Origin of the sequence: Ralstonia insidiosa, from assembly GCF_008801405.1 — a bacterium.
Taxonomy (GTDB): domain Bacteria; phylum Pseudomonadota; class Gammaproteobacteria; order Burkholderiales; family Burkholderiaceae; genus Ralstonia; species Ralstonia insidiosa.
The window spans coordinates 523686-549886 of sequence record NZ_VZPV01000001.1; the positions used below are offsets into that span (position 1 = coordinate 523686).

At 64.7% G+C, this 26201-nt stretch carries 27 protein-coding genes; 17 read left to right on the plus strand and 10 right to left on the minus strand.

Annotated features, from left to right (window positions below):
- Positions 1-107 precede the first annotated feature (107 nt).
- The 3 genes from F7R11_RS02515 (at position 108) to hslU (ending at position 3737) form a co-directional block, all read left to right on the plus strand.
- Entirely contained in the window at positions 108-1697 is a 1590-nt protein-coding gene (locus F7R11_RS02515; RefSeq protein ID WP_064806023.1) for an ABC transporter substrate-binding protein, read from the plus strand.
- Between the two features lie 145 nt (positions 1698-1842).
- On the plus strand, positions 1843-2379 hold the full coding sequence (hslV, locus tag F7R11_RS02520; RefSeq protein ID WP_064806025.1) for an ATP-dependent protease subunit HslV: 537 nt from the start codon (positions 1843-1845) through the stop codon (positions 2377-2379).
- A 26-nt stretch (positions 2380-2405) separates the two neighbouring features.
- Positions 2406-3737, plus strand: a complete 1332-nt coding sequence (hslU, locus tag F7R11_RS02525) for an ATP-dependent protease ATPase subunit HslU (protein ID WP_021196937.1) — start codon at positions 2406-2408, stop codon at positions 3735-3737.
- A 159-nt stretch (positions 3738-3896) separates the two neighbouring features.
- Here hslU and F7R11_RS02530 read toward each other — a convergent pair whose 3' ends face one another.
- From F7R11_RS02530 to F7R11_RS02540, 3 genes are all read right to left on the minus strand, one after another.
- Entirely contained in the window at positions 3897-4124 is a 228-nt protein-coding gene (locus tag F7R11_RS02530) for a hypothetical protein (RefSeq protein ID WP_151180499.1), read from the minus strand.
- Positions 4125-4298: 174 nt separating this feature from the next.
- Positions 4299-4877 carry a response regulator transcription factor gene (locus F7R11_RS02535; RefSeq protein WP_021196935.1) on the minus strand — a complete coding sequence of 193 codons (579 nt, stop codon included), beginning with the start codon at positions 4875-4877 and terminating at the stop codon, positions 4299-4301.
- A 42-nt stretch (positions 4878-4919) separates the two neighbouring features.
- The gene (locus F7R11_RS02540; protein ID WP_021196934.1) at positions 4920-6266 is read right to left on the minus strand and encodes an ATP-binding protein; all 1347 of its coding nucleotides are present in this window, start codon (positions 6264-6266) and stop codon (positions 4920-4922) included.
- Between the two features lie 144 nt (positions 6267-6410).
- Between F7R11_RS02540 and F7R11_RS02545 the strand changes: the two genes are divergently transcribed.
- Together F7R11_RS02545 and F7R11_RS02550 are read left to right on the plus strand one after the other, a co-directional pair.
- Complete coding sequence (locus tag F7R11_RS02545; protein WP_037012527.1) at positions 6411-6920, plus strand: copper chaperone PCu(A)C; 510 nt, start codon at positions 6411-6413, stop codon at positions 6918-6920.
- Positions 6921-6968: 48 nt separating this feature from the next.
- Complete coding sequence (locus tag F7R11_RS02550) at positions 6969-7184, plus strand: hypothetical protein (RefSeq protein WP_064806027.1); 216 nt, start codon at positions 6969-6971, stop codon at positions 7182-7184.
- A 224-nt stretch (positions 7185-7408) separates the two neighbouring features.
- On the opposite strand, the gene F7R11_RS02560 is transcribed toward F7R11_RS02550, so the two are convergent.
- Complete coding sequence (locus F7R11_RS02560; protein ID WP_031330006.1) at positions 7409-7624, minus strand: zf-HC2 domain-containing protein; 216 nt, start codon at positions 7622-7624, stop codon at positions 7409-7411.
- A gap of 21 nt (positions 7625-7645) precedes the next feature.
- Positions 7646-8239, minus strand: coding sequence for a sigma-70 family RNA polymerase sigma factor (locus F7R11_RS02565; RefSeq protein WP_021196929.1), 594 nt, complete (start codon positions 8237-8239; stop codon positions 7646-7648).
- A gap of 186 nt (positions 8240-8425) precedes the next feature.
- Here F7R11_RS02565 and argB point away from each other — a divergent pair, with 186 nt between their 5' ends.
- The 3 genes from argB to slmA are packed head-to-tail and all read left to right on the plus strand — an operon-like array spanning position 8426 to position 10932.
- Entirely contained in the window at positions 8426-9358 is a 933-nt protein-coding gene (gene argB / locus F7R11_RS02570; RefSeq protein ID WP_021196928.1) for an acetylglutamate kinase, read from the plus strand.
- Positions 9358-10233 (plus strand): pyrimidine 5'-nucleotidase, encoded by an 876-nt coding sequence (locus tag F7R11_RS02575; protein ID WP_064806029.1) that lies wholly within the window; start codon positions 9358-9360, stop codon positions 10231-10233. Before argB ends, F7R11_RS02575 begins: the two co-directional genes overlap by 1 nt.
- 48 nt (positions 10234-10281) lie before the next feature.
- A complete protein-coding gene (gene slmA / locus F7R11_RS02580) occupies positions 10282-10932 on the plus strand; it encodes a nucleoid occlusion factor SlmA (RefSeq protein ID WP_048934380.1) in 651 nt (216 codons plus the stop codon).
- 49 nt (positions 10933-10981) lie between these two features.
- On the opposite strand, the gene pdxR is transcribed toward slmA, so the two are convergent.
- Positions 10982-12493, minus strand: a complete 1512-nt coding sequence (gene pdxR / locus F7R11_RS02585) for a MocR-like pyridoxine biosynthesis transcription factor PdxR (RefSeq protein ID WP_064806523.1) — start codon at positions 12491-12493, stop codon at positions 10982-10984.
- A 154-nt stretch (positions 12494-12647) separates the two neighbouring features.
- On the opposite strand from pdxR, the gene gabT reads away from it, so the two are divergent.
- From gabT to gabP, 3 genes are all read left to right on the plus strand, one after another.
- Positions 12648-13940: a 4-aminobutyrate--2-oxoglutarate transaminase gene (gene gabT / locus F7R11_RS02590; RefSeq protein WP_064806521.1), complete on the plus strand. Its 1293-nt coding sequence runs from the start codon at positions 12648-12650 to the stop codon at positions 13938-13940.
- Between the two features lie 4 nt (positions 13941-13944).
- Entirely contained in the window at positions 13945-15447 is a 1503-nt protein-coding gene (locus F7R11_RS02595; RefSeq protein ID WP_064806031.1) for an NAD-dependent succinate-semialdehyde dehydrogenase, read from the plus strand.
- Positions 15448-15546: 99 nt separating this feature from the next.
- Entirely contained in the window at positions 15547-16929 is a 1383-nt protein-coding gene (gene gabP, locus F7R11_RS02600) for a GABA permease (protein ID WP_064806033.1), read from the plus strand.
- Positions 16930-16980: 51 nt separating this feature from the next.
- Here gabP and F7R11_RS02605 read toward each other — a convergent pair whose 3' ends face one another.
- Positions 16981-17184, minus strand: a complete 204-nt coding sequence (locus tag F7R11_RS02605) for a hypothetical protein (RefSeq protein WP_151180500.1) — start codon at positions 17182-17184, stop codon at positions 16981-16983.
- Positions 17185-17388: 204 nt separating this feature from the next.
- On the opposite strand from F7R11_RS02605, the gene metX reads away from it, so the two are divergent.
- The 3 genes from metX to F7R11_RS02620 all read left to right on the plus strand — a co-directional run bounded on the left by metX (position 17389) and on the right by F7R11_RS02620 (position 20075).
- On the plus strand, positions 17389-18594 hold the full coding sequence (metX, locus tag F7R11_RS02610; protein WP_064806035.1) for a homoserine O-succinyltransferase MetX: 1206 nt from the start codon (positions 17389-17391) through the stop codon (positions 18592-18594).
- Positions 18591-19235, plus strand: coding sequence for a methionine biosynthesis protein MetW (gene metW / locus F7R11_RS02615; protein WP_064806037.1), 645 nt, complete (start codon positions 18591-18593; stop codon positions 19233-19235). Before metX ends, metW begins: the two co-directional genes overlap by 4 nt.
- A gap of 126 nt (positions 19236-19361) precedes the next feature.
- Positions 19362-20075, plus strand: coding sequence for a tetratricopeptide repeat protein (locus F7R11_RS02620; protein ID WP_197495048.1), 714 nt, complete (start codon positions 19362-19364; stop codon positions 20073-20075).
- Between the two features lie 72 nt (positions 20076-20147).
- Here the strand turns inward: F7R11_RS02620 and F7R11_RS02625 are convergent, their stop codons facing one another.
- Both F7R11_RS02625 and F7R11_RS02630 read right to left on the minus strand, forming a co-directional pair.
- Positions 20148-20342 carry a YbdD/YjiX family protein gene (locus F7R11_RS02625; RefSeq protein ID WP_003268276.1) on the minus strand — a complete coding sequence of 65 codons (195 nt, stop codon included), beginning with the start codon at positions 20340-20342 and terminating at the stop codon, positions 20148-20150.
- A gap of 61 nt (positions 20343-20403) precedes the next feature.
- Complete coding sequence (locus F7R11_RS02630) at positions 20404-22458, minus strand: carbon starvation CstA family protein (protein ID WP_064806041.1); 2055 nt, start codon at positions 22456-22458, stop codon at positions 20404-20406.
- Positions 22459-22748: 290 nt separating this feature from the next.
- On the opposite strand from F7R11_RS02630, the gene F7R11_RS02635 reads away from it, so the two are divergent.
- The 3 genes from F7R11_RS02635 to otnI are packed head-to-tail and all read left to right on the plus strand — an operon-like array spanning position 22749 to position 25638.
- Complete coding sequence (locus tag F7R11_RS02635) at positions 22749-24173, plus strand: cache domain-containing protein (RefSeq protein ID WP_064806525.1); 1425 nt, start codon at positions 22749-22751, stop codon at positions 24171-24173.
- Positions 24170-24802 (plus strand): response regulator, encoded by a 633-nt coding sequence (locus F7R11_RS02640; protein WP_064806043.1) that lies wholly within the window; start codon positions 24170-24172, stop codon positions 24800-24802. Before F7R11_RS02635 ends, F7R11_RS02640 begins: the two co-directional genes overlap by 4 nt.
- A 47-nt stretch (positions 24803-24849) precedes the next feature.
- Positions 24850-25638, plus strand: coding sequence for a 2-oxo-tetronate isomerase (gene otnI / locus F7R11_RS02645; protein ID WP_064806045.1), 789 nt, complete (start codon positions 24850-24852; stop codon positions 25636-25638).
- A gap of 73 nt (positions 25639-25711) precedes the next feature.
- On the opposite strand, the gene F7R11_RS02650 is transcribed toward otnI, so the two are convergent.
- Positions 25712-26176, minus strand: a complete 465-nt coding sequence (locus F7R11_RS02650; protein WP_064806047.1) for a DUF3617 domain-containing protein — start codon at positions 26174-26176, stop codon at positions 25712-25714.
- Positions 26177-26201: the final 25 nt, after the last annotated feature.

Here is a 26201-nt window from a genome sequence, read left to right on the forward strand (position 1 = left end):
GCACACCCCCTGCTTCACCGACGTTGACACCGGCGTCATCCGGTCCTGACAATCCCCGAACGTTTTGCGAATGTATTGATTGAGTAACGAGCTATCGGGGAGTCGTCATGCCGGTTCTGCGTTTGCTGCGTGCCGCGGGTTTGGTCGCTGCGCTGTCTCTCACTACCGCCGCACCGCTTGCCGTGCAGGCTGCGCCGCCCAACGCGCTGGTGGTTGGCCTGTCGGGCGACATCACCTCGCTCGATCCACATTTCCATAACGTCACGCCCAACGATAACGTTGCCGAGCACATGTTCGAGACGTTGATCGCCAAGGACGAGAGGATGCGTATGAAGCCCGGCCTCGCCACCTCGTGGAAGGCCGTGAGCGACACGGTGTGGGAGATCAAGCTGCGCCCCGGCGTGCATTTCCATGACGGCAGCGAGTTCACCTCGGCCGACGTCGTCTACTCGCTGGCGCGCCCGGCCACCATCAAGAACAGCCCGTCGCCATTCACGATCTACACGCGCGGCTTCAAGGAGGTGACGGCGGTCGACAAGCTGACCGTGCGCATCACCACCAACGGGCCGTATCCGCTTGTGCCGAACGATCTGTCGACCATCTACATCGTGTCGAAGAAGGCGGCCGAGAAAGCTGGCCCAGAAGATTTCAACAACGGCCGCGCGCTGATCGGCACAGGGCCGTACAAGTTTGTCTCGTTCGCCAAGGGCGATCGTGTGGAGCTGACGCGCTTCGATGGCTACTGGGGCAAGAAGCCGCAATGGGAGCGCGTGACGCTGCGCATCATGACGGCCGATCCGTCGCGCGTGGCGGCACTGCTGGCCGGCGATGTGCAGGTGATCGAAAACGTGCCGACCTCCGACATCAAGAAGCTGTCGAGCGATCCGGCGGTGTCGGTGTTCAAGATGCCGGTGTTCCGCATGATGTATCTGCACCTGGATTCGAACCGCGACGTGTCGCCGTTCGTGACCGACAAGGCCGGTAAACCGCTGGCGAAGAATCCGCTCAAGGATGCGCGCGTGCGCGAGGCGATTTCGCTGGCGATCTCGCGCCAGGCCATCGTCGACCGCGTGATGGAAGGCGCTGCCGAGCCGACCGGGCAACTCGTCAACAGCGCCCTGTTCGGCCATGTGCCAAGCCTGAAGGCGCCAGCGGCGGACCCTGCTGCCGCAAAGAAACTACTTGCCCAGGCGGGTTATCCCGACGGCTTTGCCATCACGCTGCACGCCACCAACAACCGCTACGTGAACGACGACCGCGTCGCGCAGGTGATCGCTTCGATGCTTTCGCGCGTGGGGATTGCCACCAAGGTGGAGGCGATGCCATCGGCGACGTTCTTCACGCGCGCCAACAAGCTGGACTTCTCGTTCCTGCAGGCGGGTTGGGGGGCGGATACGGGTGAAGCCAGCTCCAGCCTGAAGGCGCTGCTGGCAACCTATGACCCGGCGCGCGGCTGGGGTGCCTCGAACCGCGGGCGCTATTCCAATCCGGCGCTGGATGCCAAGCTGGCCGAGGCGCTGCAGACCATCGAAGACCTCAAGCGCGAGAAGCTGCTGCAGGAAGCCACGGAAATTGGCATGCGCGACTACGGGGTGATCCCGCTGTACTTCAACATCAACGTGTGGGCCGCCCGCAAGGGCTACACGGCGGTGCCGCGTCTGGATGAGCGCACCTACGCTTTCGACGTCACGCACTGACGATCCGATAAGCGATGCGACGCGCACAAAAACTGTGCGCTGCTGCGGAAATCAGGCTTGAAATCCTGGGGGCTGGCGTCAAGTATGGAACTCTTTGACCGGCCCGCGGTGGGCCGGCTCAGGCTGCACCCCAAGGAACAAGCGCATGGAACAGTATCACGGCACCACCATCGTCAGCGTGCGGCGCGGCAACCAAGTCGCGCTCGGCGGCGACGGCCAGGTCACGCTGGGCAACATCGTGATGAAGGGCACCGCCCGCAAGGTGCGCGCCATCTATGATGGCAAGGTGCTGGTCGGCTTTGCCGGCGCCACCGCTGATGCCTTCTCGCTGCTCGACCGCTTCGAAGCCAAGCTGCAGAAGCATCAGGGCAATCTGCTGCGCTCTGCCGTTGATCTCGCCAAGGACTGGCGCACCGACCGTGCGCTGCGTCACCTCGAAGCGATGCTGATCGTCGCGGATCGCGAAACGACCCTCATCATCACCGGCAACGGTGACGTGCTGGACCCGGAAGGCGGCATCGCGGCGATTGGCTCGGGCGGTTCGTACGCGCAATCGGCGGCCAAGGCACTGGTGGAGAACACCGACCTCAGCCCCCGCGACGTGGTGGAGAAATCGCTGAAGATCGCCGGCGAACTCTGCATCTACACCAACACCAATTTCGTGATCGAGACGCTCGAGTAAGCGGTCTCGCTCTGCACAGGATTCCCATGTCTGAAACCATGACGCCGTCGGAAATCGTTTCCGAACTCGACAAGCACATCATCGGCCAGCAGAAGGCCAAGAAAGCCGTGGCCGTGGCCCTGCGCAACCGCTGGCGCCGTCAGCAGGTGGGTGACCCCCTGCGCCAGGAGATCACGCCCAAGAACATCCTGATGATCGGACCGACCGGCGTGGGCAAGACCGAAATCGCCCGCCGTCTGGCCAAGTTGGCGGATGCGCCCTTCATCAAGATCGAAGCGACCAAGTTCACCGAAGTTGGCTACGTTGGCCGTGACGTCGACACCATCGTGCGTGACCTGGCCGAGATGGCTGTCAAGCAGACACGCGAATCGGAGATGAAGAAGGTGCGCGCCAAGGCCGAAGACGCGGCGGAAGACCGCCTGCTCGACGTGCTGATTCCGCCGCCGCGCGATATTGGTTTTTCGCAGCCGGAAGAGAAGGATTCCAACGCGCGCCAGGCGTTCCGCAAGAAGCTGCGTGAAGGCCAGCTCGACGACAAGGAGATCGAACTCGAAGTGTCGGCCGGCACCCCCAGCATGGACATCATGGGCCCGCCGGGCATGGAAGACATGACCGAGCAGATCCGCTCGATGTTCGCGGGGCTGGGCCAGGGCAAGAAGCATCGCCGCAAGATGAAGGTGGCGGAGGCGTTCAAGCTGCTGATCGACGAAGAGGCGGCCAAGCTGCTGAACGAAGACGAGCTCAAGCACAAGGCCGTTGCCAACGTCGAGCAGAACGGCATCGTGTTCCTGGACGAGATCGACAAGATCGCCAGCCGCAGTGAATACGGCGGCGGCGAGGTGTCGCGTCAGGGCGTGCAGCGTGATCTTCTGCCGCTGGTGGAAGGCACCACGGTCAACACCAAGTACGGGATGATCAAGACCGACCACATCCTGTTCATCGCGTCGGGCGCGTTCCATCTGTCCAAGCCGAGCGATCTGATTCCGGAGCTGCAGGGCCGCTTCCCGATTCGCGTGGAACTGGATTCGCTGTCGGTGGACGACTTCCGCGCGATTCTCACGCAGACGGACGCGAGCCTGACCAAGCAATACCAGGCATTGATGAAGACCGAAGGCGTCGACCTTGTGTTCGCGGATGACGGTATCCGCCGCCTGGCCGAGATCGCCTGCGCGGTGAACGAGAAGGTTGAGAACATCGGCGCGCGCCGCCTGTACACGGTGATGGAGCGCCTGCTCGAAGACCTGTCGTTCCACGCGCACAAGTCGTCGGGCGAGACGGTGACCATCGACGCGGCGTATGTCGATGAGCGCCTGAGCGAGCTGTCGGGCAACGAAGACCTGTCGCGCTACGTGCTGTAAAGCCAGCCGCGCAGACCAAAAGAAACGGGCCGCATCTTCAACGATGCGGCCCGTTTTCCATTGCGCCATTGACGCGCTCTCGTGCGGTGCCCGTCGGATTTTTCCGATAGTGAGCGGTGCCAATAGGCAGGACCGCAGTGCTTTATCGCTTTTTGTGCCTCACGATTGATTGGTGTGAGGCATCGAAAAACAATCGAGATGCACAGTTTGTGCAAGCGAGGGCGGAGCTTGAAAGGGAGACCAGCGCTTCTTCAAAGCGCCGTCCGTTTCTTTCATGATATTTGACGGAGTACTTTCATGAAAAAAGTCTTCACCGGTCTCATGCTGGCCACGCTCATGCTCGGCGCGCAGGTTGCGCACGCAGGCTGTTATGGCAGCTACTGCCAAGCGTGGTGCTGCAGGTAAGTCGTGCCGCATCTGCAAACGCACTGATTGAGTTTGGTGCGGATGCTTGAAAACGCCCCTGTTTCCATCTTTACACCCCAGCCATTGGCGTTGGGGCGATGGAAGCAGGGGCGTCAGTCTTTCCGAAACGATCGCAATATCGCTCGCCCGCGCTTTTTATTTGGCGACCGGTCGCTTGCCCAGCTTGCGCTGCAGCGTGCGCCGGTGCATGTTCAGCGCCCGCGCGGTGGCGGAGATATTGCCGCCGTGCTCGGCCAGCACGCGTTGGATGTGCTCCCATTCCAGCCGCGCGACCGACAGCGGTGTGGGGTTCTCCATGGTCTGTTCGGCCACGGCTTCAGATACCCCCACCTGCAGCGCCAGCAGGATCGAATCGACGTTCGCGGGTTTGGCGAGGTATTCATCGGCGCCGAGCTTTACCGCTTGCACGGCAGTCGCGATGCTCGCGTAGCCCGTCAGGATCAGCATGCGCGCGTCGGGCAATGCTTGGCGCAGTGGGGCGATCCAGTGCAGGCCCGAGTCCGTACCGCCGTGGGGCATCAGGCCCTTGTCGCTGGTGGCCAGGTGCAAGTCGACGGTCACGTAGGCAAAGCGCGTCTGCCGTGCCAGCGACAGTGCCTCGCCACCGGTGTGGGCGATCTGTGGAGCAAAGCCGCGACGCGTGAGCGCGCGCGCCAAGGTTTGCGCAAAGACGTCGTCGTCGTCGAGGATCAGGAAGGGGGCGGGTTGTTGCATGTGGATCTCCAGGCCGCAAGGGCCGTGTTGGAGCGGTCGCTCTTATGTGAATAGGGTGGGCGCGCCGATGATGGGGGCGGCCGATTCTTCTTTCGGACCACCAACGGGCAGCCGGAGTTCGGCAATCGCGCCCTGCGGCGGGTTGGGGCGCAGCACCACGGTACCGCCCAGTCGACGCGCCGTGGTCGCGGCCAGATAGACGCCGATGCCGTGGCCACCATGCTTGCTGCGCACCGGCGTGCGGCCCAGCGATGTGCGCAGGTCTTCCGGCAGGCCAAGGCCCGTGTCGACGATGGACAGCACAATTTGCGGTGGGGCTTCACGCAGCACATCTGGGTTGGCATCAATCTTGGCGGTCAGCAGCAGCGGCACCTGATCGCGCTTGGCCTGTTGCTGGCTGCGCGCGGCGTTGTCGAGCAGGATGGTCAGGATCTGGCCCACGTAGACCGGGTCCAATTCCACCGCCTGCGCGGCCGGCGAACTTTCCGTGTGCAGGCGGATATCGGGGTGGCGCAATTGCCAGGTCTGTGTGAACTCCGGCAGCCACTGGCCGAGCGGTTCAGGTGCGCCATCGTTGGGCTTGCGCTGCAGCCGGGCGAGCGCGGCGCGGCACAGTTCGAGCTGCTGCTCGATGGCGCGCAGGTCCTCGCGGTACGGTGCGAGCGGTGAATCGGGCTGCTTCGCATCGTGCTGCAACTCGCCGGTGATGACCGCCACGGTGGACAGCGGCGTACCCATCTCGTGCGCCACGCTGGCGCCTTGTGACATCAGCGCTTCGACGCGCTGGTCGCGCAGCAGGCGTTCGCGCGCTTCGGTCAGTTGCTCATCGCGCTCGCGCAGTGCGGCGGACAGGCGCGCGGTAAAGCCGGCGATCATCGCGCTGCTGGCCACGAAGTCGATCCACATGCCGGCCAGGTGGTACGGCACGGCATCAGCCTGGTTCAGCAGGTTCAGCGGGATGTAGTTGCCGAGCATCATGCTGTAGGCGGCCAGCGCGTACAACGTCAGGCCGACCACGTGCGCGATCGGCAGCATGGCGGCAGCAATGGCCAGCGCGGGCAGGTAGAACGAGACGAACGGGTTGGTCGCGCCACCGGTGAAGTACAGCAGGGCCGAGAGCGCGGTGAGGTCCACCAGCAGCTGGATGGTGATCTCGATATGGCGCACCGGCCGCTCGCTGCGCATGCGCAGGCCCGTGGCCAGGTTGAACAGCGCATGCAGGCCCATCACCATAAGCAGCGGCACCACCGGCAGTTGCACGCCAAACACCTGCGGCGCCAGCAGCATCAGGATCAGTTGGGTGGCGAGCAGGCTCCATCGCAGCCAAAACAGGCGGCGTAGACTGGATGTGTCCAGCAGCGGTGCGGCAATCGTCAGGGTTGAAAGCATGGGGAAGAAGTGTAAACGCGGGCACCGCGCCGTTTCCTGTGCCGCGATGCGTCAATCAGCCGCACAATTGTGCACCCAACGTACCTTGCCACAAGCCCTGTGCTTTAATGCGCAGCACGTTTGTCCTGACAGGAGCTGTTCATGATGAAGTCCCGATCGATCCGTTCTTCTGCCCGCTTGGCCGCTTTGGCTGCCGGTCTGTTGGTCAGCGCTGCCGCCTTCGCTCAGGTGACGGTGCAAGACGCCTGGGTGCGCGGCACCGTGCCGGGCCAGACTTCCAGCGGCGCCTTCATGACGCTGCAGGCCGCGGATGGCGCCAAGGTGGTAGGCGTGTCGACGCCGGTGGCGGGCACGGCCGAGATCCACGAGATGAAGATGGAAGGCAACGTGATGCGCATGCGCGCCGTGCCGTCGCTGGACCTGCCCAAGGGGCAGTCCGTGCAGCTCAAGCCGGGTGGCTACCACGTGATGCTGATGGACCTGAAGCAGCCGCTGTCCAAGGACACCACTGTGCCCATCACGCTCAAGGTGGAGTTGGCCGACAAGCGCGTCGTCGAGCAGAAGGTGGATGCGAAGGTGCGCGACCTGACCGCCGGCAATATGCCCGCCATGAACCACGGTCATGACCAAAGCGGCGGCGAACACAAACATTGATGGCTCGAGGCGGGTGCTGCAGCGGGCCGACGGAGATAGAGATCCGACATGGCTAACAAGACGCTTGGCACTCGCCAGAAACTGACGTTTCGCATCGAGCCTTCCACGAAGGCTGGCACAGCGCGCCCGCGCAACTTCCTGGTGCCGCTCGCGCGCGGCCGTAAAGCCGGCGCCCACACCGAAGGCGGCCACGCTGAGCGTCAGCGCGGTCGGGCCGACGTCCGCCGCGCATTGCGCACAGTGGACGACGACAGCAACGACTAATCAGTTCAATTCCGACGCGGTTCGCGCGTGTGCGATCGCCTCGCGCAGGCAATGCTGGCAGCGGCAGCCCTGTCCAGGGCGCCGCGCACTGGCGGGCAGTTTCGCTTCCGTCATGCACCAGCAGGTTGCGTCTGGCTGTGTGCTATCACCGATGGCGCCACAGCGCAGCGCCGCCCCGCAGATTGCGCAGGCGGTGTTGGCATTCGGCGATTCCAAGGGTGCGCTCACGGGCGCCCGCCTCCTGCATCGTCATCCTGCCCCAGCCGGTGCATGGCGCTGCGCAATACCCCCATCTGATGCGAAAAGCGCGTGCAGGCATCACACACAAACAGGTGCGCGTGCAGGCGTAGGCGTTCGCCGGTGCTCAGATCGCGGTCCATTCTGCTGACCAGCACGCGGTGTGCTTCCTTGCAGGTGAGTTTTCCCCAACGGTTCGGCATGGTGTTCCTCTGTAATACGGCCTATGCGGCTGCAGGCTGGTTGCCGAACCAGTGCAGATCCAGGCACTCGCGCAGGCGCATACGGGCGCGGTAAAGCAGTGCCCAAGCATTGGTCGCGGTGATCTCCAATTCCTGACAGATTTCGTCGGTCTCCAGCTCCAGCCACTCGCGCATCATGAATACGCGCCCCACGCGCGGCGGCAGGTGATCGACACACATCTGCAGGATGTCGAAGAATTCCCGCCGCGACAGCGCCGCATCCGGGTTCCCCCAGTCGGACGGCGGCGTCACATAGTGGCCGTCGGCAGCAAAGAGCGTATCGAAGATGGCCTCGTCGGAGCGCAGGTCGGCTTCGTCCGATGTGCCACCGGCGAGCATTGAGACGCGCACTTCGCGCCGCCCCGAGCGAATCTCGTCGATGATCTTGTGCTTCAAGATGCCGATCACGTACGTCTTGAGCGATGCATTGCCGGCAAACCGCTCGGGGTGCTCCAGAACGGCAAGGATGGTGTCGGCGACCACATCTTCCGCGAGTGCCGTATCGCGCAATTGCAATTGCGCAAAGCGCAGCAGGTGCGGGCGCAGGGCGTTGAGCTGATCGGGGGCGATGGCCATGTCGGATGAATGGTGTTCTGTGTCTGCAACGGTGCGGTCGATACGCAAGGTGTGCCATCAGACCGCGCCTGCTTTTCTTGTAAAATCGCGCCTGCCGAAAATGGGCTGCAACGCTTTTGTGTCGCACGCGACATTCGGCGCTCCATCATACCCGCCCCAATCCGCTCAATCCCGGATGTCTCCGACATGAACGCTTCTGTTGCTGCTGCCCCCGACCCTGCTGGCCTGGACCCTGAACTCGCGCACATTGCGCCGCCGGTGAAGGCCGAAATCCTCGCGCAGGCTCTGCCTTACATTCGCAAGTTCCACGGCAAGACCATCGTCATCAAGTACGGCGGCAACGCCATGACGGAAGAGAAGCTCAAGCACGGTTTCGCGCGTGATGTGATCCTGCTCAAGCTGGTCGGCATGAACCCGGTGGTGGTGCACGGCGGCGGCCCGCAGATCGATGAAGCCCTGAAGAAGGTCGGTAAGCAAGGCACCTTCATCCAGGGCATGCGCGTGACGGATGAGGAGACCATGGAAGTGGTCGAATGGGTGCTCGGCGGCGAAGTCCAGCAGGACATCGTCATGCTGATCAACCAGTATGGCGGCCAGGCAGTCGGCCTGACTGGCAAGGACGGCGGCCTGATCCGCGCCAAGAAGCTGAAGATGCCGGATCGCGAGAAGCCGGGCGAATTCATCGACATCGGCTTCGTGGGCGACATCGAGACGATCAACCCGGCCGTGGTCAAGGCGCTGCAGGACGACGCGTTCATCCCCGTCATCTCGCCGATCGGCTTCTCGGACGAAGGCCAGGCCTACAACATCAACGCGGATGTGGTGGCCGGCAAGATGGCCGAGATCCTGAAGGCCGAGAAGCTGGTCATGATGACCAACATCCCAGGCGTGATGGACAAGCAGGGCAACCTGCTGACCGACCTGTCGGCGCGCGAGATCGACGAGCTGTTTGCCGACGGCACGATCTCGGGCGGCATGCTGCCGAAGATCTCCTCCGCGCTGGATGCGGCCAAGAGCGGCGTGAATTCGGTGCACATCGTCGATGGCCGTATCGAGCACTCGCTGCTGCTGGAAATCCTGACCGAACAGGCGTTCGGCACGATGATCCGCTCGCACTGATGCGACACACCCGGGTGGCTCAGGCGCGCCGCGCGCACGCCTGGCCACGCGAGGTGGTGGCGCCAACGCCGCCCAAACAACAGCCGGTCTGGCTGTTCGACCTCGACAACACCCTCCACCATGCCTCGCACGCGATCTTTCCGCAGATCAACCGGCTGATGACGGCCTACGTGGCGCGCGTGCTTGGCACGGATGACGCCACCGCCAGCCAGGTGCGTGTGGACTATTGGCGCCGCTACGGTGCCACCCTTCTCGGCATGGTCCGCCACCATGGTGTCGACCCCGATGACTTTCTTGCCCAGGCCCACACGTTTGACGACCTGCGCGCCATGGTGCGCGCCGAACGCGGCCTGGCCCAACTGCTGCGTGCGCTGCCTGGGCGCAAGATCCTCCTGACCAACGCCCCCGTCGCCTATGCGCGCGAGGTGGTGCGGCTGATCGGCCTCAAGCGCGCGTTTGCCCGAGAGATCGCCGTTGAGCACATGTGGGTGCACCGGCGCCTGCGCCCGAAACCCGATCCGCTGATGCTGCGCCGGCTGCTGGCGCGTGAGCGCATTGCGCCGTCGCGCGCCATCCTGGTGGAAGACACGCTTTCGCACCTCAAGCGCTACCGCAAGCTGGGCATCGGCACCGTGTGGGTGACGGGCTATCTCCGACGTGTGGCGCCTGGGGTGGTTTCGCCGTCTGCGGCGCTGTCATCGCAATCGGCTGCCGAGGCTTTGCATCCAATGCAAGTGGCGGCGATGGGCGCCCGTGCAAATTCACCACATCAGCCGGCCGCCGCACCGATTTTGTTCGCCAACCGGCCCGGCTATGTCAGCGTGAAAGTAAAATCGGTGCTTCAACTAAAACGAAGGCTTGTTCGACGCGGCTAGGCTGTTGCATGGTTTCCGCGTGCAGAACGGGAGAGGGGCCAGGAAGTCATGAGCAACGCGCAAACGGGGTTTCCGACGGCCGAGCTGGCTACGGAAGCGCCTATTGAAGCCACACCCGTACGCAAGCGCCCCCGCCCGGGCGAGCGCCGCGTGCAGATCCTGCAGACGCTGGCGGGCATGCTCGAACAGCCGCGTGGCGAGAAGATCACTACAGCGGGTCTGGCTGCCAAACTGGATGTTTCCGAAGCGGCGCTGTACCGACATTTCGCCAGCAAGGCGCAGATGTACGAGGGTCTGATCGAATTCATCGAGCAGACCGTCTTCGGCCTCATCAACCAGATCACCCTGCGCGAAGAGCACGGCCTGCGCCAGGCGCACGCCATCGCGCACATGCTGCTCTCGTTTGCTGACAAGAACCCGGGCATGACACGGGTGCTGGTGGGCGAGGCGCTGGTCGGCGAGGACGAACGCCTGCCCGAGCGAATGGCGCAGTGCCTGGACCGCATCGAGGCCTCGTTCAAGCAGAGCCTGCGCGTGGCGGTGACGCAGGGTGCGTGGCCCGCAGATACCGACATCGCGTCGCGCGCCAACCTGATCGTCTGCGTAGTGCTGGGGCGCTGGCACCGGTATGCTAAGAGCGGCTTCCGCAAATCGCCGATGGAGGGCGTGGAGGCGCAGTTGCGGGTGGTGTTGGCCTGAGCCACTCGCCCAAGAAAAAGCCCCGCAGATGCGGGGCTTTTTTGTGCGCTCAACCGATCGTTCGCACCGCCTCCGCCAGCGTGTGAAAACGCGCGGCAATGTGTTCGGTTTCCACGTGACCGTAGCCCAGCAGCAGGCCCGGTTGGCGGCGCGCGTCGTCCTGGTAGTAGCGCGAGAGCGGCCGCGTGACGACATCGTTGGCGAGCGCCAGATCGGCCACGGCCACATCGTTGGTACCCGCGGGAAGCCCCAGCACGAGATGCAGGCCCGATGCACCGTCATGCACGGGCAGCGACTCGCCAAACTCGTTGGCGATGGAAGCAAGCAGCGTTTCACGCCGCTCCGCATACACGCCGCGCATGCGCCGGATGTGCGAGACGAAATGGCCCTCCGCAATGAAGTCCGCCAGCACCGCCTGCGTGAGGATCTGGCCGCCGCGGAACATCTCTGAGAGCCCCGTCGCAAAGGCATCGGCCAGTGCCGGCGGCACCACCAGATAGCCGATCCGCAGACTTGGGAACAGCACCTTGGAGAACGTGCCCATGTAGAGCACGCGCCCGCCTTCATCCAGACCTTGCAGCGATGGTAGCGGGCGGCTGCCGTAGCGGAACTCGCTGTCGTAGTCGTCTTCGACGATCCACGCGTCGGTGGCGTGTGCGGTGGCGAGCAGCGCGCGGCGGCGCGCCAGGCTCATCACCGAACCGAGCGGGTACTGGTGCGAGGGCGAGACCACCATCAGTTTGGGCGGCTTGCCACGCTGGCGCGTGCGTGCGGGCACGGACGTCGGCACATCAAAGCGCATGCCTTCATCGTCCACCGACAGCGGCACGGTGCGGATGCCCGCAGCGGTGAGTACGCTGCGCACGCCCCAGTAGCCGGGGTCTTCAATCCAGGCGCTGTCGCCCGCATCGCACAGCAGTTGCGCGATGAGTTGCAGCGATGGGTGGATACCCGCGGTGATGATGATCTGCTCGGGCTCGCAGCGCACGCCGCGCGCGGTGCGCAGGTAGTCGGCCAGCGCGGTGCGCAACGGCAGGTAGCCGGCGCCCACCGGATACGTCAGCAACGCGGGCGAGGGTTTGCGCAGCAACCGGTTGTGCAGCCGCGACCAGATGCGTGCCGGAAACATCCGCACCTCCGGCACACCCGGCATGAAGGCACCCCATTGGCGTGAGCTGGCACCCGCATCGCGCACCAGGGCGCGGCCTCGCGTGGAGAGCATCGGTGCGATGGGGGCAGCAGCTTCCGCAACCTCAACAGCGGGGGCCGTTGGCACAGGCGTGGCGTCCAGCCGGTCTGGTGCGGTATCGGCGACGAAGGTGCCGCTGCCCACGCCTGCCGACACGTAGCCTTCCACGCCCAACTGCTCGTACACGTGGATGACCGTATTGCGTGCAATGCCCAGCTCGGTTGCCAACTGGCGTGACGATGGCAGGCGCGTGCCGGGCTGCAGCTCGTCGCGCAGGATGCCCTCCTGCAGCGCGCGATACAGGCGGCGGTGATCGGGCTCGCCGCTGGCATCGGCGCGGTCAAAGCGGCGCTGCAGGTAGTCCACCAGCATGCTGGCGCGGTGGGCGGGGGAATGCTCGGCCATGGCAGGTTGTGGAGCCAAAGTGGCTCCATCAGAAAAACACGATTGGGTCTCATTGTACGGGGCCAATGGCTGCCACACTGGCCTCCATCGCATCTTTTTTGACCCAACGCACCCCAACGCCATGAACGCCCGAGATCCGCAACAAGCGCCGCAACAGAACGCCCAATGGAATGCCCGCCGCCTCGCTGCCACCCCGCGTGGCGTGGGTGTGATGACCGACCGCTACGCCGAGCGCGCCGAGAACGCCCTGTTCTGGGACGTGGAGGGCCGCCGCTACATCGACTTCGCGGCTGGCATTGCCGTGGTGAACACGGGGCACCGTCATCCGCGCCTGGTGCAGGCCGTGCGTGAGCAGCTCGACCACTTCACGCACACGGCGTATCAGATCGTGCCATATGGCTCGTCCATCGAACTGGCGGAGCGCCTGAATGCGGCCACGCCCGGCACGCACGCCAAGAAGACGGCGTTCTTCACCACGGGCGCCGAGGCCGTTGAGAACGCCGTCAAGATCGCCCGTGCACACACCGGTCGTCCGGGCGTGATCGCGCTCACGGGCGCCTTCCACGGCCGCACGTTCATGGGCATGTCGCTCACGGGCAAGGTCGTGCCGTACAAGACGGGCTTTGGTCCGTTCCCGGGCAGCATCTATCACGTGCCGGCGCCGGTCGCGCTGCATGGCGTGAGCACGCAGGATTCGCTGGACGCTATCGGCCGCCTGTTCAAGGCTGACATCGACCCGCGCCAAGTCGCCGCCATCATCTTTGAACCGGTGCAGGGCGAGGGCGGTTTCTACCAGATGCCTGCCGACTTCGTGCGCGCCGTGCGTGCCTTGTGCGACGAGCACGGCATCGTGATGATTGCCGACGAAGTGCAGACCGGCTTTGCGCGCACCGGCAAGCTGTTTGCCATGGAGCACACCGGCGTGCTGCCGGACCTGATGACGATGGCCAAGGGTCTGGCCGGCGGTCTGCCGTTGTCCGCCGTCACTGGCCGTGCGGAAATTATGGATGCGCCCGCCCCCGGTGGCCTGGGCGGTACCTACGCCGGCAATCCGCTGGCCGTGGCCGCCGCCCATGCCGTGCTCGACATCATCGCTGATGAAAAACTGTGCGAGCGCTCCGCCGCGCTGGGCGCACGTCTGGTCGATGCGCTGAATGCCATGAAGGCCAAGCAGCCGCGCATCGCTGAAGTGCGTGGCGTGGGCGCGATGGTTGCTGTGGAGTTCAATACGCCGGACGGCAAGCCCGACGCCGACTTCACCAAGCGCGTGCAGCAACGTGCGCTCGACGCCGGCCTGCTGCTGCTGTCATGCGGCGTGTACGGCAACGTGATCCGCTTCCTGTTCCCGCTCACGATCGAAGACGCCGTGTTCGAAGAGGGCCTTGCCATCCTGCAACGCGCACTGGAGGGCTGACAGCATGACCCGCACTGATTTGCCGAGCGCACCGGCTGCACCGATCGCGCTCAAAGACCCGGGCCTGTGGCGCACGCAGGCGTTTCTTGCCGGCATGTGGGCCGATGCCGATGACGGCGCTACGCGCGATGTGACCGACCCCGCCACCGGTCGCACCATCGGCACCGTGCCCGGCATGGGCGTAGCCGAAACGCGCCGCGCCATCGACGCCGCACAGGTTGCGCAGCGCGCCTGGCGCAAGGTGCCGGCGCGTGAGCGTTCGAAGATCTTGCGCAAGCTGGCCGACCTGATGATGGACCACCAGCAAGACCTCGCTGCCATCCTCACGGCCGAGCAAGGCAAGCCGTTGCCCGAAGCCGCTGGCGAGATCGCTTACGCCGCCTCGTTCATCGAGTGGTTTGCCGAAGAGGCGCGCCGCGTGTACGGCGACACGATTCCCGCGCCGCAGAGCGATCGCCGAATCGTCGTGACCAAGGAGCCGATCGGTGTGACGGCCGCTATCACGCCATGGAATTTCCCGATCGCGATGATGACGCGCAAGGTGGGCCCGGCGCTGGCGGCAGGTTGCTCGATGGTGGTCAAGCCGGCGCTTGAGACGCCCTATTCCGCGCTGGCTTTTGCCGAGCTGGCCGCGCGTGCGGGCGTGCCGGCGGGTTTGCTCTCCGTCATCACGGGCGACTCGCAAGCCATTGGCGGTGAGCTGACCTCCAACACCATCGTGCGCAAGCTGAGCTTCACGGGCTCCACCGGTGTCGGCAAGTTGCTGATGCGCCAGTGCGCGGAAGACATCAAGAAGCTCTCGCTCGAACTGGGCGGCAACGCGCCGTTCATCGTGTTTGACGATGCCGATGTCGATGCGGCGGTGGAAGGGGCGATGATCGCCAAGTACCGCAACGCCGGCCAGACCTGTGTGTGCGCCAATCGCTTCTACGTACAGCGCGGTATCTACGACACGTTTGCCGCCAAGCTGGCCGATGCGGTGCGTGCGCTGCGCGTGGGCAATGGCACCGAGCCCGGCGTGCAGCAGGGCCCGCTGATCCACATGCGTGCGATGGACAAGGTGCGTCAGCATCTGGACGATGCCGTCGCACAAGGTGCCCGCGTGCTGGTGGGTGGCAAGCCGCATGCGCTGTCCGCACAAGGCGGTGCGTTCTTCGAGCCGACCGTTGTGGTCGATGCCAAGCCGGGCATGCTGGTTGCGCACGAAGAGACGTTCGGCCCGCTGGCCGCGCTCATCCCCTTCGACACGGAAGACGAAGCCGTGGCCGCCGCCAACGACACCGAGTTCGGCTTGGCCGCGTACTTCTACACGCGTGACCTGGGCCGCGCGTGGCGCGTGTCGGAGGCGCTGGAGTCGGGCATGGTCGGCGTCAACACCGGGTTGATCTCGACGGCCGAAGCGCCGTTTGGCGGCATCAAGCAATCGGGCCTGGGCCGCGAAGGCTCGAAGTACGGCATCGACGAGTACCTGGAGATCAAGTACATCAACATGGCTGGGCTGGGTTAAATCTCCATACGCGGTACATCTGACGACAGGCCGGACACTAGAATCCGGCCGTTGTCATTTCCACCCAACCCCGGGGGAATGCAGCATCAAGGAAGAGACATGACAGGATCAAAGACCGGTCTGAGTTCGGGCCTGAAGCCGCGCCACGTGACCATGCTGTCGATTGCAGGCGTGATCGGTGCGGGTCTGTTTGTGGGCTCGGGACACGCGATTGCCAAAGCGGGGCCGGCAGCCATTGTCGCGTATGGCATCGCCGGTTTGCTGGTGGTGTTGGTCATGCGCATGCTGGGCGAGATGGCCGTGGCGCATCCGGATACTGGCTCGTTTTCCACCTATGCCGACCGAGCCATCGGGCACTGGGCCGGCTTTAGCATTGGTTGGCTGTACTGGTGGTTCTGGGTGTTGGTGATCCCGATCGAGGCCACGGCTGCAGCGCTCATCCTCAATGCCTGGTTTCCGGATGTGGCGACCTGGGTGTTTGCATTGGGGGTGACGCTCGTGCTCACGTTCACCAACCTGTTCTCGGTCAAGAACTACGGCGAATTCGAATTCTGGTTCGCGCTCATCAAGGTGGTGGCCATCGTCATCTTCCTGGCGGTCGGGGGCGCGGCGGTGCTGGGCTTGCTGCCGGGCTCCGGCGTGTCGGGCGCGGCGCGGCTGCTGGATGTGGGCGGCTTCATGCCCAATGGCTTTGGCGCCGTGTTGGCCGCGTTGCTGACCACCATGTTCACCTTTCTCGGTACCGAGATCGTCACCATTGCGGCGGCAGAGTCCGCTGACCCATCGCGCCAGATCGTGCGCGCCACCAAGTCGGTTATCTGGCGCATCTGCCTGTTCTACCTGGGCTCGATCTTCGTGGTGACGGCGCTGGTACCGTGGAACGATCCGCTGCTGGCGGCGCATGGCTCTTACCAGCGTGCGCTGGAATTGATTGGCGTGCCGCATGCCAAGGCCATCGTCGATGTGATCGTGCTGGTGTCGGTGGCGAGCTGCCTGAATTCGGCGCTGTACACGGCGTCGCGCATGCTGTTTTCGCTGTCGGTGCGCGGTGATGCGCCGGCCGCCTTGCGCCGGACAGATGCCAACGGCACGCCGCGTGCAGCCGTGCTGGCCTCCACCGCGTTCGGCTTTCTCACGGTCATTGCCAACTACGTGATGCCGGAGCAGGTGTTCTCCTTCCTGTTGGCTACGTCGGGGGCGATTGCGCTGCTGGTGTACATGGCGATCGCCATTTCGCAACTGCGCATGCGCGCGTCGTTGGATGCGTCTGGGGTGAGCACACCGCTGCGCATGTGGCTGTTCCCGTGGCTGACGTGGGCAGTCATCCTCTTCATCTGTGGAGTGCTGCTGGCCATGTTGATCCTCCCGGGCCTGCGCACCGAGGTGATTGCCACGGCGATTCTCGCTGCGCTTGTGTTCGTGGCGGCTTGGCTGAACCAGCGCAAGCGCACGGTGCTCACCGCCCAGCCCGCAAACGCGTGAGTAACAACAGGCGGCGCGCGCCCCGGTCGAACCTCCCTTTGCTGCGACGGCTCAGGCCGGGGCGTTTTCCGTGGAAGGAAAGCGCCGCGCAAAGCCTTCGAGCGGCAACCGCAGAGCGTTGGTGAGATCACTCACCGTGCGGTAGACGCCGGCCAGCATCCGCAATTCGAGGGCGGCGTCGCTGTTTCGACAGAGCATCACGAGACGACACAACGGCACGGCCGCATCGTTCGGTGCTTGCTCTATAATCACCACTTCCTGACGCGCCGATTTGACGACTGGCTTGCGGGCGCGCGGGAGTCTTGATGGCACGAATGTGGCTCAGGGCTCTCATTACAAATGCGGCTAAAGAGGTTCGGTCAGAACGTGGGTAGTGAAGGTAAGTGCCCCACGTGCGCCACATGAGAACCCGATTGGTTGCGACATCAGCGTTGCCGGTCGGGTTTTTTCTTTGGTGCCATGACAGAACTTCAGGCGGCCTCCGCAGATGCTGCGGCAGTGACCGAGACCCCTCCTCCAGCGGCACACAAGGCCAAACCGGCCAACGCCATCGGCCTGGTTGTGCCCGAGCGCATGCACTTTGCCGAGCCGCTGCCGCTGCGCAACGGCACGCAGCTCGCCGGCTACGACCTGATGGTCGAGACCTACGGCACGCTCAATGCCGATCGCTCGAACGCCGTGCTCATCTGCCACGCGCTCAACGCCTCGCACCATGTGGCGGGTGTGCATGCGGAAGGTGAAGTTGGTTGGTGGGACAACATGGTCGGCCCCGGCAAGCCGGTGGACACCAACCGCTTCTTCGTCATCGGGGTGAACAACCTCGGCTCGTGCTTCGGCTCGACCGGCCCGATGAGCCCGCACCCGGAGACGGGCGCCCCGTACGGCGCACGCTTCCCCGTGGTGACGGTGGAAGACTGGGTGAACGCCCAGGCCCGCGTGGCCGATCGTTTTGGCATCCAGCAGTTCGCGGCGGTAATGGGTGGCAGCCTCGGCGGCATGCAGGCGCTGGCGTGGAGCCTGATGTATCCGGAGCGCGTGCGGCACTGCGTGGTGGTGGCCTCCACGCCCAAGCTGTCGGCGCAGAACATCGCCTTCAACGAGGTGGCGCGCAGCGCGATCCTGTCCGACCCCGACTTTCACGGCGGCGATTACTACGCCCACAACGTCAAGCCCAAGCGCGGCCTGCGCGTGGCGCGCATGATCGGCCACATCACGTATCTGTCGGACGAGGACATGGCGTCCAAGTTCGGCCGCGAGCTCAAGGCGGAAGACATCCGCTTCTCGTTCGATGTCGAGTTCCAGGTGGAGAGCTACCTGCGCTATCAAGGCGACAAGTTTGCCGAGTACTTCGACGCCAACACGTACTTGCTGATCACGCGCGCGCTGGATTACTTCGACCCCGCGCTGGCCCATGGCGGCAACCTGACCAAGGCGGTGGCACACACGCAGGCCAGTTACCTCGTCGTCAGCTTCACGACCGACTGGCGCTTCGCCCCCGCGCGTAGCCGCGAGCTGGTCAAGGCACTGCTCGACAACAAGCACCGCGTCACCTACGGCGAGATCGAAGCCCCGCACGGCCACGACGCCTTCCTCCTGGAAGACGCGCGCTACCACGCCCTGGTGCGTGCCTACTACGAACGCATCGCCCAGGAGATCGGCGCATGACCACCGAAACATTGAGCGCGCAGAACGCCGCCGCACCCGCCGCTGTGCCCAACATCCTGGCCGACCGTGCGGATTTCCGTGCTATCGCGCGCTGGATCGAGCCGAACTCCACGGTGCTCGACCTGGGCTGTGCGGATGGCAGCCTGCTGCGCGTGTTGCAGGACGAGCTGGACGTACAGGCCTATGGCATCGAGATTGACGACGCCGGTGTGCTGGCAGCCGCCAAGAAGGGCGTGCAGGTGATCCAGCAGAATCTTGAGGGCGGCCTGGCGTTGTTCGAAGACAAGAGCTTCGACACGGTCATCCTTTCGCAGACGCTGCAGACCATCCACAACACCGCACAGGTGCTGCGCGAGATGCTGCGCGTGGGCCGCGAGTGCATCGTGTCGTTCCCGAACTTTGGGTATTGGCCGCATCGGCTGTCGATCTTCCGCGGGCGCATGCCGGTGTCGGAAGCATTGCCGTATGAGTGGTACGACACGCCCAACGTGCGCGTGCTGACGATCCGCGACTTTGAAGTGCTGGCGTCCAAGGTGGGGCTGCTGATTCTCGATCGCGTCGTGCTACACGAAGGCAGCGTCGTGCGCTGGGGCGCCAACTGGCGTGGCAGCGTCGCGGTGTACCGGGTGCGTGCAGCCTGATTGCCACGGCAATCAGCTCGCGTCCGTCCGTGCGCCTGCGCCATGCCAACGCGAGACGGGGCGCCGCGGTACACTCGACCATCTTCCGGTGAGGAGCACGTGATGGGCATATCAGTCACACGACGCATGCTGCGGACGGTCGTTGCCCTGGTGGCGAGTGCTGCGATGCTGCCGGCGCTGGCCGCGTCCTCACCAACAGAGACCCACAGCGATGCCGCCGCCCTCACGCAAATCGCCATCGCGCACTACGAGCAGAACGACTTCGGTCACGCCTTTGACGAATTTGCCGAGGCCGCGCAACGCGGTAATCGTCTCGCGCAATTCAACTACGCGATGATGCTGATGCGCGGCGAAGGTACCGTCGCCCGCCCCGAAGAGGCCGTCAAATGGTTGCGCCGCGCCGCTGATAACCAGATGACCCACGCGCAGTTTGCCTACGGCGAGCTGTACGAGCGCGGCGAGCTGGTGCCGCGCTCCGTGGAAGAGGCCAACAAGTGGTACGAGCGTGCCGCCGTCGGCGGGCATGTCGAGGCGCAGCGCGCGCTGGCCACCAACTACTTCACCGGCCGGGGCGTACCGCGTGATTACAAGCGCGCCTTCACCTGGTACAAGAAGGCCGCCGAAGGTGGCGATGCACCGTCGCAGTACATTGTCGGCAGCTACTACGAGCGCGGCGAGCCAGGCGTGGTGCCGCAGGACGTCGAGCAGGCCAAGACCTGGTACGGCCGTGCCGCCGCGCAGGGCGACGTGGGCGCGCTAGGCAAGCTGCGCGAGCTGGTGGAGAAGACCTATCGGGCCAAGCATGGCGATCCGCCCACGGCGGCGCGCCCATCCTTGTAGCGCACACATGAAAAAACCGCCGGGCATGGCTTCATGCACCGGCGGTTTGTTTTTGCAGCGTTTGATTCGCCGTCAGCAGCAACGGCCCACGCGGCCCTTGTAGCGCGCGTCCTGGCGTTCGCGGAAGAACTCCTCGTACGTCATGACGGGCTGGCCGGGATGGGTCTCCTGCATGTGGCGCACGTAGGTGTCGTAGTCCGGCACGCCCACCATCAGGCGCATTGCCTGGCCGAGGTAGCGGCCGAGGGTTTCGATTTCTTCGCGCATGTGGGTGCTCCTTGCAAGACAGCGGCACGCACGTGGCATGCCGCTTCCACGGTGCTGGGCCTTATGCGCCCAGCGCTTCGTACGGCGTTTCGTTGGCGGTCGGGCGGTTGGCCGCGCGCGCCTTGAGCACCGTGCGCACGCCGTACCAACCGATGCTGACCACCACCAGCACGAACAGGCCGCACAGGAAGGCGTCGATGCGGTCGTTCAGCACGATCTGCTGCATCTGCGCCACCGACTTGGCCGGAGCCAACAGCTTGCCTTCGGCAATCGCGCCAGCGTACTTGTTGGCGTGGGCCAGGAAGCCGATCTTCGGGTCCGGATCAAACAGCTTCTGCCAGCCGGCCGTGAGCGTGCAGATCAGCAGCCATGCGGTCGGCAGCAGCGTCACCCACACGTAGCGGTCGCGCTTCATCTTGACGAGCACGCAGGTGCCCAGTGTCAGCGCAATCGCCGCCAGCATCTGGTTGGAGATGCCGAACAGCGGCCACAGCGTGTTGATGCCGCCCAGCGGGTCGACCACGCCCTGGTACAGGAAGTAGCCCCACAGTGCGACCGTCGCGGCGGTGGCGATCAGGTTGGCGACCAGCGAATCCGTGCGCTTTAGTGCCGGCACGAAGGTACCCAGCAAGTCTTGCAGCATGAAGCGGCCCGCACGCGTGCCCGCATCCACGGCGGTGAGGATGAACAGCGCCTCGAACAGAATCGCGAAGTGGTACCAGAAGGCCATCATGGCCTGACCGCCCACCACCTGGTGCAGGATGTGCGCCATGCCAACGGCCAGCGTCGGGGCGCCGCCGGCACGGGCGAGGATGGTGTTCTCACCCACGTCCTTGGCCGTCTGGATCAGCACGTCCGGCGTGATGACGAAGCCCCAGGTGGACAGCGTCTGCGCCACCACATCCGGCGTGGCACCCACCAGTGCCGCTGGGCTGTTCATCGCAAAGTACACGCCCGGGTTGATGACCGAGGCGGCCACCAGCGCCATGATGGCGACGAACGATTCCATCAGCATCGCGCCGTAGCCGATGAAGCGCGCTTGGGTTTCGTTCTCCAGCAGCTTGGGCGTGGTGCCCGACGAGATGAGCGAGTGGAAGCCCGACACCGCGCCGCACGCAATCGTGATGAACAGGAACGGGAACAGGTTGCCCGACCACACCGGGCCACCGCCGGCCGCAAACTGCGTGAGCTGCGGCATCTGCATCTTCGGCGCGACGATCAGGATGCCGATGGCCAGCGCGATGATCGTGCCGATCTTCAGGAACGTCGACAGGTAATCACGCGGGGCCAGCAGCAGCCACACCGGCAGTACCGAGGCCACAAAGCCGTAGCCGATCAGCATCCACGTCAGCGCCTTGCCGTCGAACGTGAACAGCGGCGCGAGCGCGGCGTTCTCATGCACCGCCTGGCCGCCGATGATGGCGAGCATCAGCAGCACGAAGCCGATGATCGACACCTCGCCGATGCGGCCCGGGCGGATGTAGCGCACGTACACGCCCATGAACAGCGCGATGGGAATCGTCGCGGCCACCGTGAAGGTGCCCCACGGCGAGCCGACCAGCGCCTTCACCACGATCAGCGCCAGCACGGCCAGGATGATGATCATGATGAGGAACGCGCCAAACAGCGCGATCACGCCGGGCACGGTGCCCATCTCGCTCTTCACCAGATCACCCAGCGAGCGCCCGTCGCGGCGGGTGGAGATGAACAGCACGATGAAGTCCTGCACCGCGCCGGCAAATACCACGCCGGCCAGAATCCACAGCATGCCCGGCAGATAGCCCATCTGCGCGGCCAGCACGGGGCCGACCAGCGGGCCAGCACCGGCAATGGCCGCGAAGTGGTGGCCGAACAGCACGTACTTGTTGGTGGGAACGTAATCGAGCCCGTCGTTATGACGCCAGGCGGGCGTCTTGCGGGTGCCGTCCAGGCCGAGCACTTTGTCGGCAATGAAGCGGCTGTAGTAGCGATACGCGATCAGGTAGATACATACGGCGGCCACCACCACCCACAGCGCGCTGACTGCCTCGCCGCGCGCAAGCGCAACGGTGGCAAAGGCAGACGCGCCAAGAATGGCGACGACCAGCCAGATCAGGTGTTGCCTGACGAAGCTCATGTCGGTCTCCTCGAACCTTGGTCGAAGTTGCTGAATGCGGGATGTGGGCCCATCCCTGCGGGTTGGTCCTGCCGATCCTGTCGCTCTCGCGTCGTCGGCAAGGTTTGCACGCAGTCCGTTGGCCGGATTTGGCCGGACGGCGAGGCCGTGTAGTATTTGCCAGCCCCACCCTGTGCCACAAGCGGAGGACTACGCAGCATCTGTCCGTAGTACTACGCAGGCCACGTGATTCCCAATCGAATTCGCGCCCGAACCTTACGATGTTGCAATGCAAGGTGTCGCGCCCTGCCATGAAGCTCCGCCAGAAGATCCTGCTGCTCGCTGTTGCGCCGCTGACCATCGCCATGCTGGCGATCATGCTGACTGTGCGGCACCAGTCGATCGCGCTGGCGCAGCATGAGCGGCAACTGGTGGAGTCCGCCTACCTGCAGGCCAAGGAGACCGAGCTGCGGGCCTATGTGAAGCTCGCGCAGAGCGCCATCGCGCCGCTGGTCGCGTCCGGCCGCGACAATGAGGCCACGCGCGATGAAGCCATGCGCACCCTTGCCCGCCTCGACTTCGGCACCGACGGCTACTTCTTCCTCTACGACATGCGCGGCCGCAACCTCATGCACCCGCGCCAACCCGAGCTGGTCGGCCGTGACCTGTGGGACCTGACCGACGCTGGCGGGCAGCCCACGATCCAGAAGCTGGTCGCGGCTGCGCAGAATGGTGGCGGTTTCGTGCGCTACATGTGGGACAAGCCCTCCACGCACCAGAGCGTGCCCAAGCTCGGCTATGTCGAGCCGATCCCGAAGTGGGGCTGGATGGTCGGCACCGGCCTCTATCTGGATGACATCGAGCAGACCCTGCGCCAGATCGATCAGCGTGCGCAGACCAATATCGACCAGACGCTTGCGTGGGTGGTGGCCATCGCGGCCATCAGCATCCTGCTGGTGGCCGGCAGCGGCCTGGCACTCAACGTGAGCGACCATCGTGAGGCGGACGCCAAGTTGCGCCAGCTTGCGCAGCAGGTGGTGCGCTCTCAGGAAGACGAGCGCGCGCGCGTCTCGCGTGAGCTGCATGACGGCATCAGCCAGGTGCTGGTGTCGACCAAGCTGCTGCTGGAAACGGCGCACGGTCATCTGGAAGCGCAGCCTGCAAAAGCGGCCGCCACCGACAAGGCCACCAGCATGCTGCGCCGCGCGCTCGATCGCTTGAACGGCGCGCTGGGCGAGGTGCGGCGCGTGTCGCACAACCTGCGCCCTGCGCTGCTCGACGACCTGGGCCTGGCGGCTGCGCTGGAGTTGCTCGTGCGCGAAACGCGCGAAGCGCATGAGGACCGCCAACCGGGTTTCGCCATCGCGCTGGAGCTCGCCGGGCCGGTCGTGCAGTTGCCGGATGCCTGCAACACGGCGTTGTTCCGCATCGCCCAGGAGGCCATCTCCAACGTCGAGCGCCACGCCACGCATGCCACGCGCATCGGCGTGCTGCTGGAGAACGACATCGATGCCGTGCGCTTGTCCATCCGCGACAACGGCTCGGGCTTCGATGTCGAGTCCGTACAGGTCGACCCCGAGCACGGCATCGGCCTGCGCAACATGCGTGAGCGCATGGCTGCGCTGGGCGGCACCTGTACCATTGTTTCCGACGTGCACGGCACGGAGGTCTGCGCCGTGCTACCGCACATTGTCATCGCTCAACTGGCTTCCGCCGTCGCATCCACATCCGCATGAACACGCCCGTCAAACTGCTTCTCGTTGATGATCACCCGCTGGTGCGCGATGGTGTGCGCGTGCGGTTGGAGGCCGTGCCGCATTTCGAAGTGGTGGGCGAAGCCGGCGATGCGCAGGGCGCGCTCGAAGCCGCACGCACGCTGTCGCCCGATCTGGCGCTGATGGACATCGGCATGCGTGGCATGAACGGTATCGCGCTCACCGAAAAGTTTGCCGAGCAGTTTCCGGAGATTGCCGTGCTCGTGCTGTCGATGCACGACAACCTGGAGTACGTGCGCCAGGTGATTCGCGCCGGTGCGCGTGGTTATGTACTCAAGGATGCGCCCGCCAGCGAACTGGTCGACGCCATCGATGCGGTGTTGGCTGGCCGTGCCTTCTACAGCGCACAACTGGCGATGCGCATGGCCGAGCAGGCCATCATGCCCACGCCCGTGGAGGCGCTCACACCGCGCGAGCGCGACATCCTCGATGGCATCGCCAAGGGCTACGCCAACAAGCGCATCGCTGACGAACTCGGGCTCTCCGTGCGCACGGTGGAGTCGCACCGCCTGAACCTCAAGCGCAAGCTCGGCATCGAGGGCCAGGCGGAGCTGGTGAAGTTTGCCGTGGAGCTGGGCAAGGGCCGCTAAGTTATCGCTATCGTTACCGTTGTCGCTATCGTCTTCCGAGGTTTGCCATGCCGCGCTTTGCCGCCAACCTGTCCATGATGTATCAGGAGCACGCGTTTCTCGACCGCTTTGCCGCCGCGGCAAAAGATGGCTTCGAGGGCGTGGAGTTTCTCTTTCCCTACGACTTTGACCGCGCGGACATCCGTGCCCGCCTGGACGATGCAGGTCTCGCACAAGCGCTGTTCAACGCCCCGCCGGGCGATTGGGCAAGCGGCGAGCGCGGCATTGCTTCACTGCCCGGGCGCGAAGACGAGTTCAAGCGTGGCATTACGACAGCGCTGGAGTATGCGCAGGTGCTCGGCAACACGCGCCTGCATGTGATGGCCGGCCTGCTGCCCACCGGCGCCGACCGCGCACGCCATCAGGCCACCTACGTGAGCAACGTCGCCTATGCCGCGCGCGAGGCTGCGGGTGCAGGTATCACCATCGTGCTCGAGCCGATCAACACACGCGACATGCCCGGCTTCTTCCTCACGCATCAGGCGCAAGCGCACGCGGTGTGCAAGGAGGTCGGCGTCCCCAACCTGAAGGTGCAGTTCGACCTGTACCACGCGCAGATCATGGAGGGCGACCTGTCGGTCAAGCTCAAGCAGTACGTGGCCGATGTCGGCCATGTGCAGATTGCCGGCGTGCCCGATCGCCACGAGCCGGATGCGGGCGAGCTGAACTACCCGCACCTTTTCACGTTGATGGATGCGCTGGGCTACGACGGTTGGGTCGGCTGCGAGTACCGGCCGCGCGCCGGCACCAGCGAGGGGCTGGGCTGGCTCAGGCGTTGGCGCGAGAGCCAGCGCTGATCGGGCGCACCGCAAAAGAAAAACGGCCGGATCTGCATACGCATTCCGGCCGTTGTTGTGTTGGCGCGCTGGCTTACGATTTGCACGCCCCCACGTAGCGCCCCTGGTAACGGAAACCGATGGTCATCGGCCCGAACTGCGGATGCTGCGAGCGCCCCGTCCCCGAAATGTCGTAGCGGTTGGCGCTCAGCGGGCCGCTGCCTTCCAGTGTGCCCGTGCCACCTTGCGCGCCGGCATCGCAGTTGACCTTCACCTTGAGCGTGCCCGCAACATAGTTCCATTGCGTCAGGCGGCAGCCGGGCATGTCGCGGGCCATGTTGCGCTCCATTGTTGCGCGGACATCGCCGGCATCCTTGCTCGCTAGGCAGCCGGTGCTGGTATGCACGGAGACCTGGCGGCCGTGTTCATCCGGAATCGCCAGCGGCTTGCCGTTGACGGTGTAGCTGGTCTTGTCTTCCCATTGCCCTGGTGTCACTTCCTGCGCGTAGGCACAGACGGCCAACCCGGTCAGCAAGGCGCTACTCAACCACAATTTCATGCGTGCTCTCCCCACGTTGATAAGA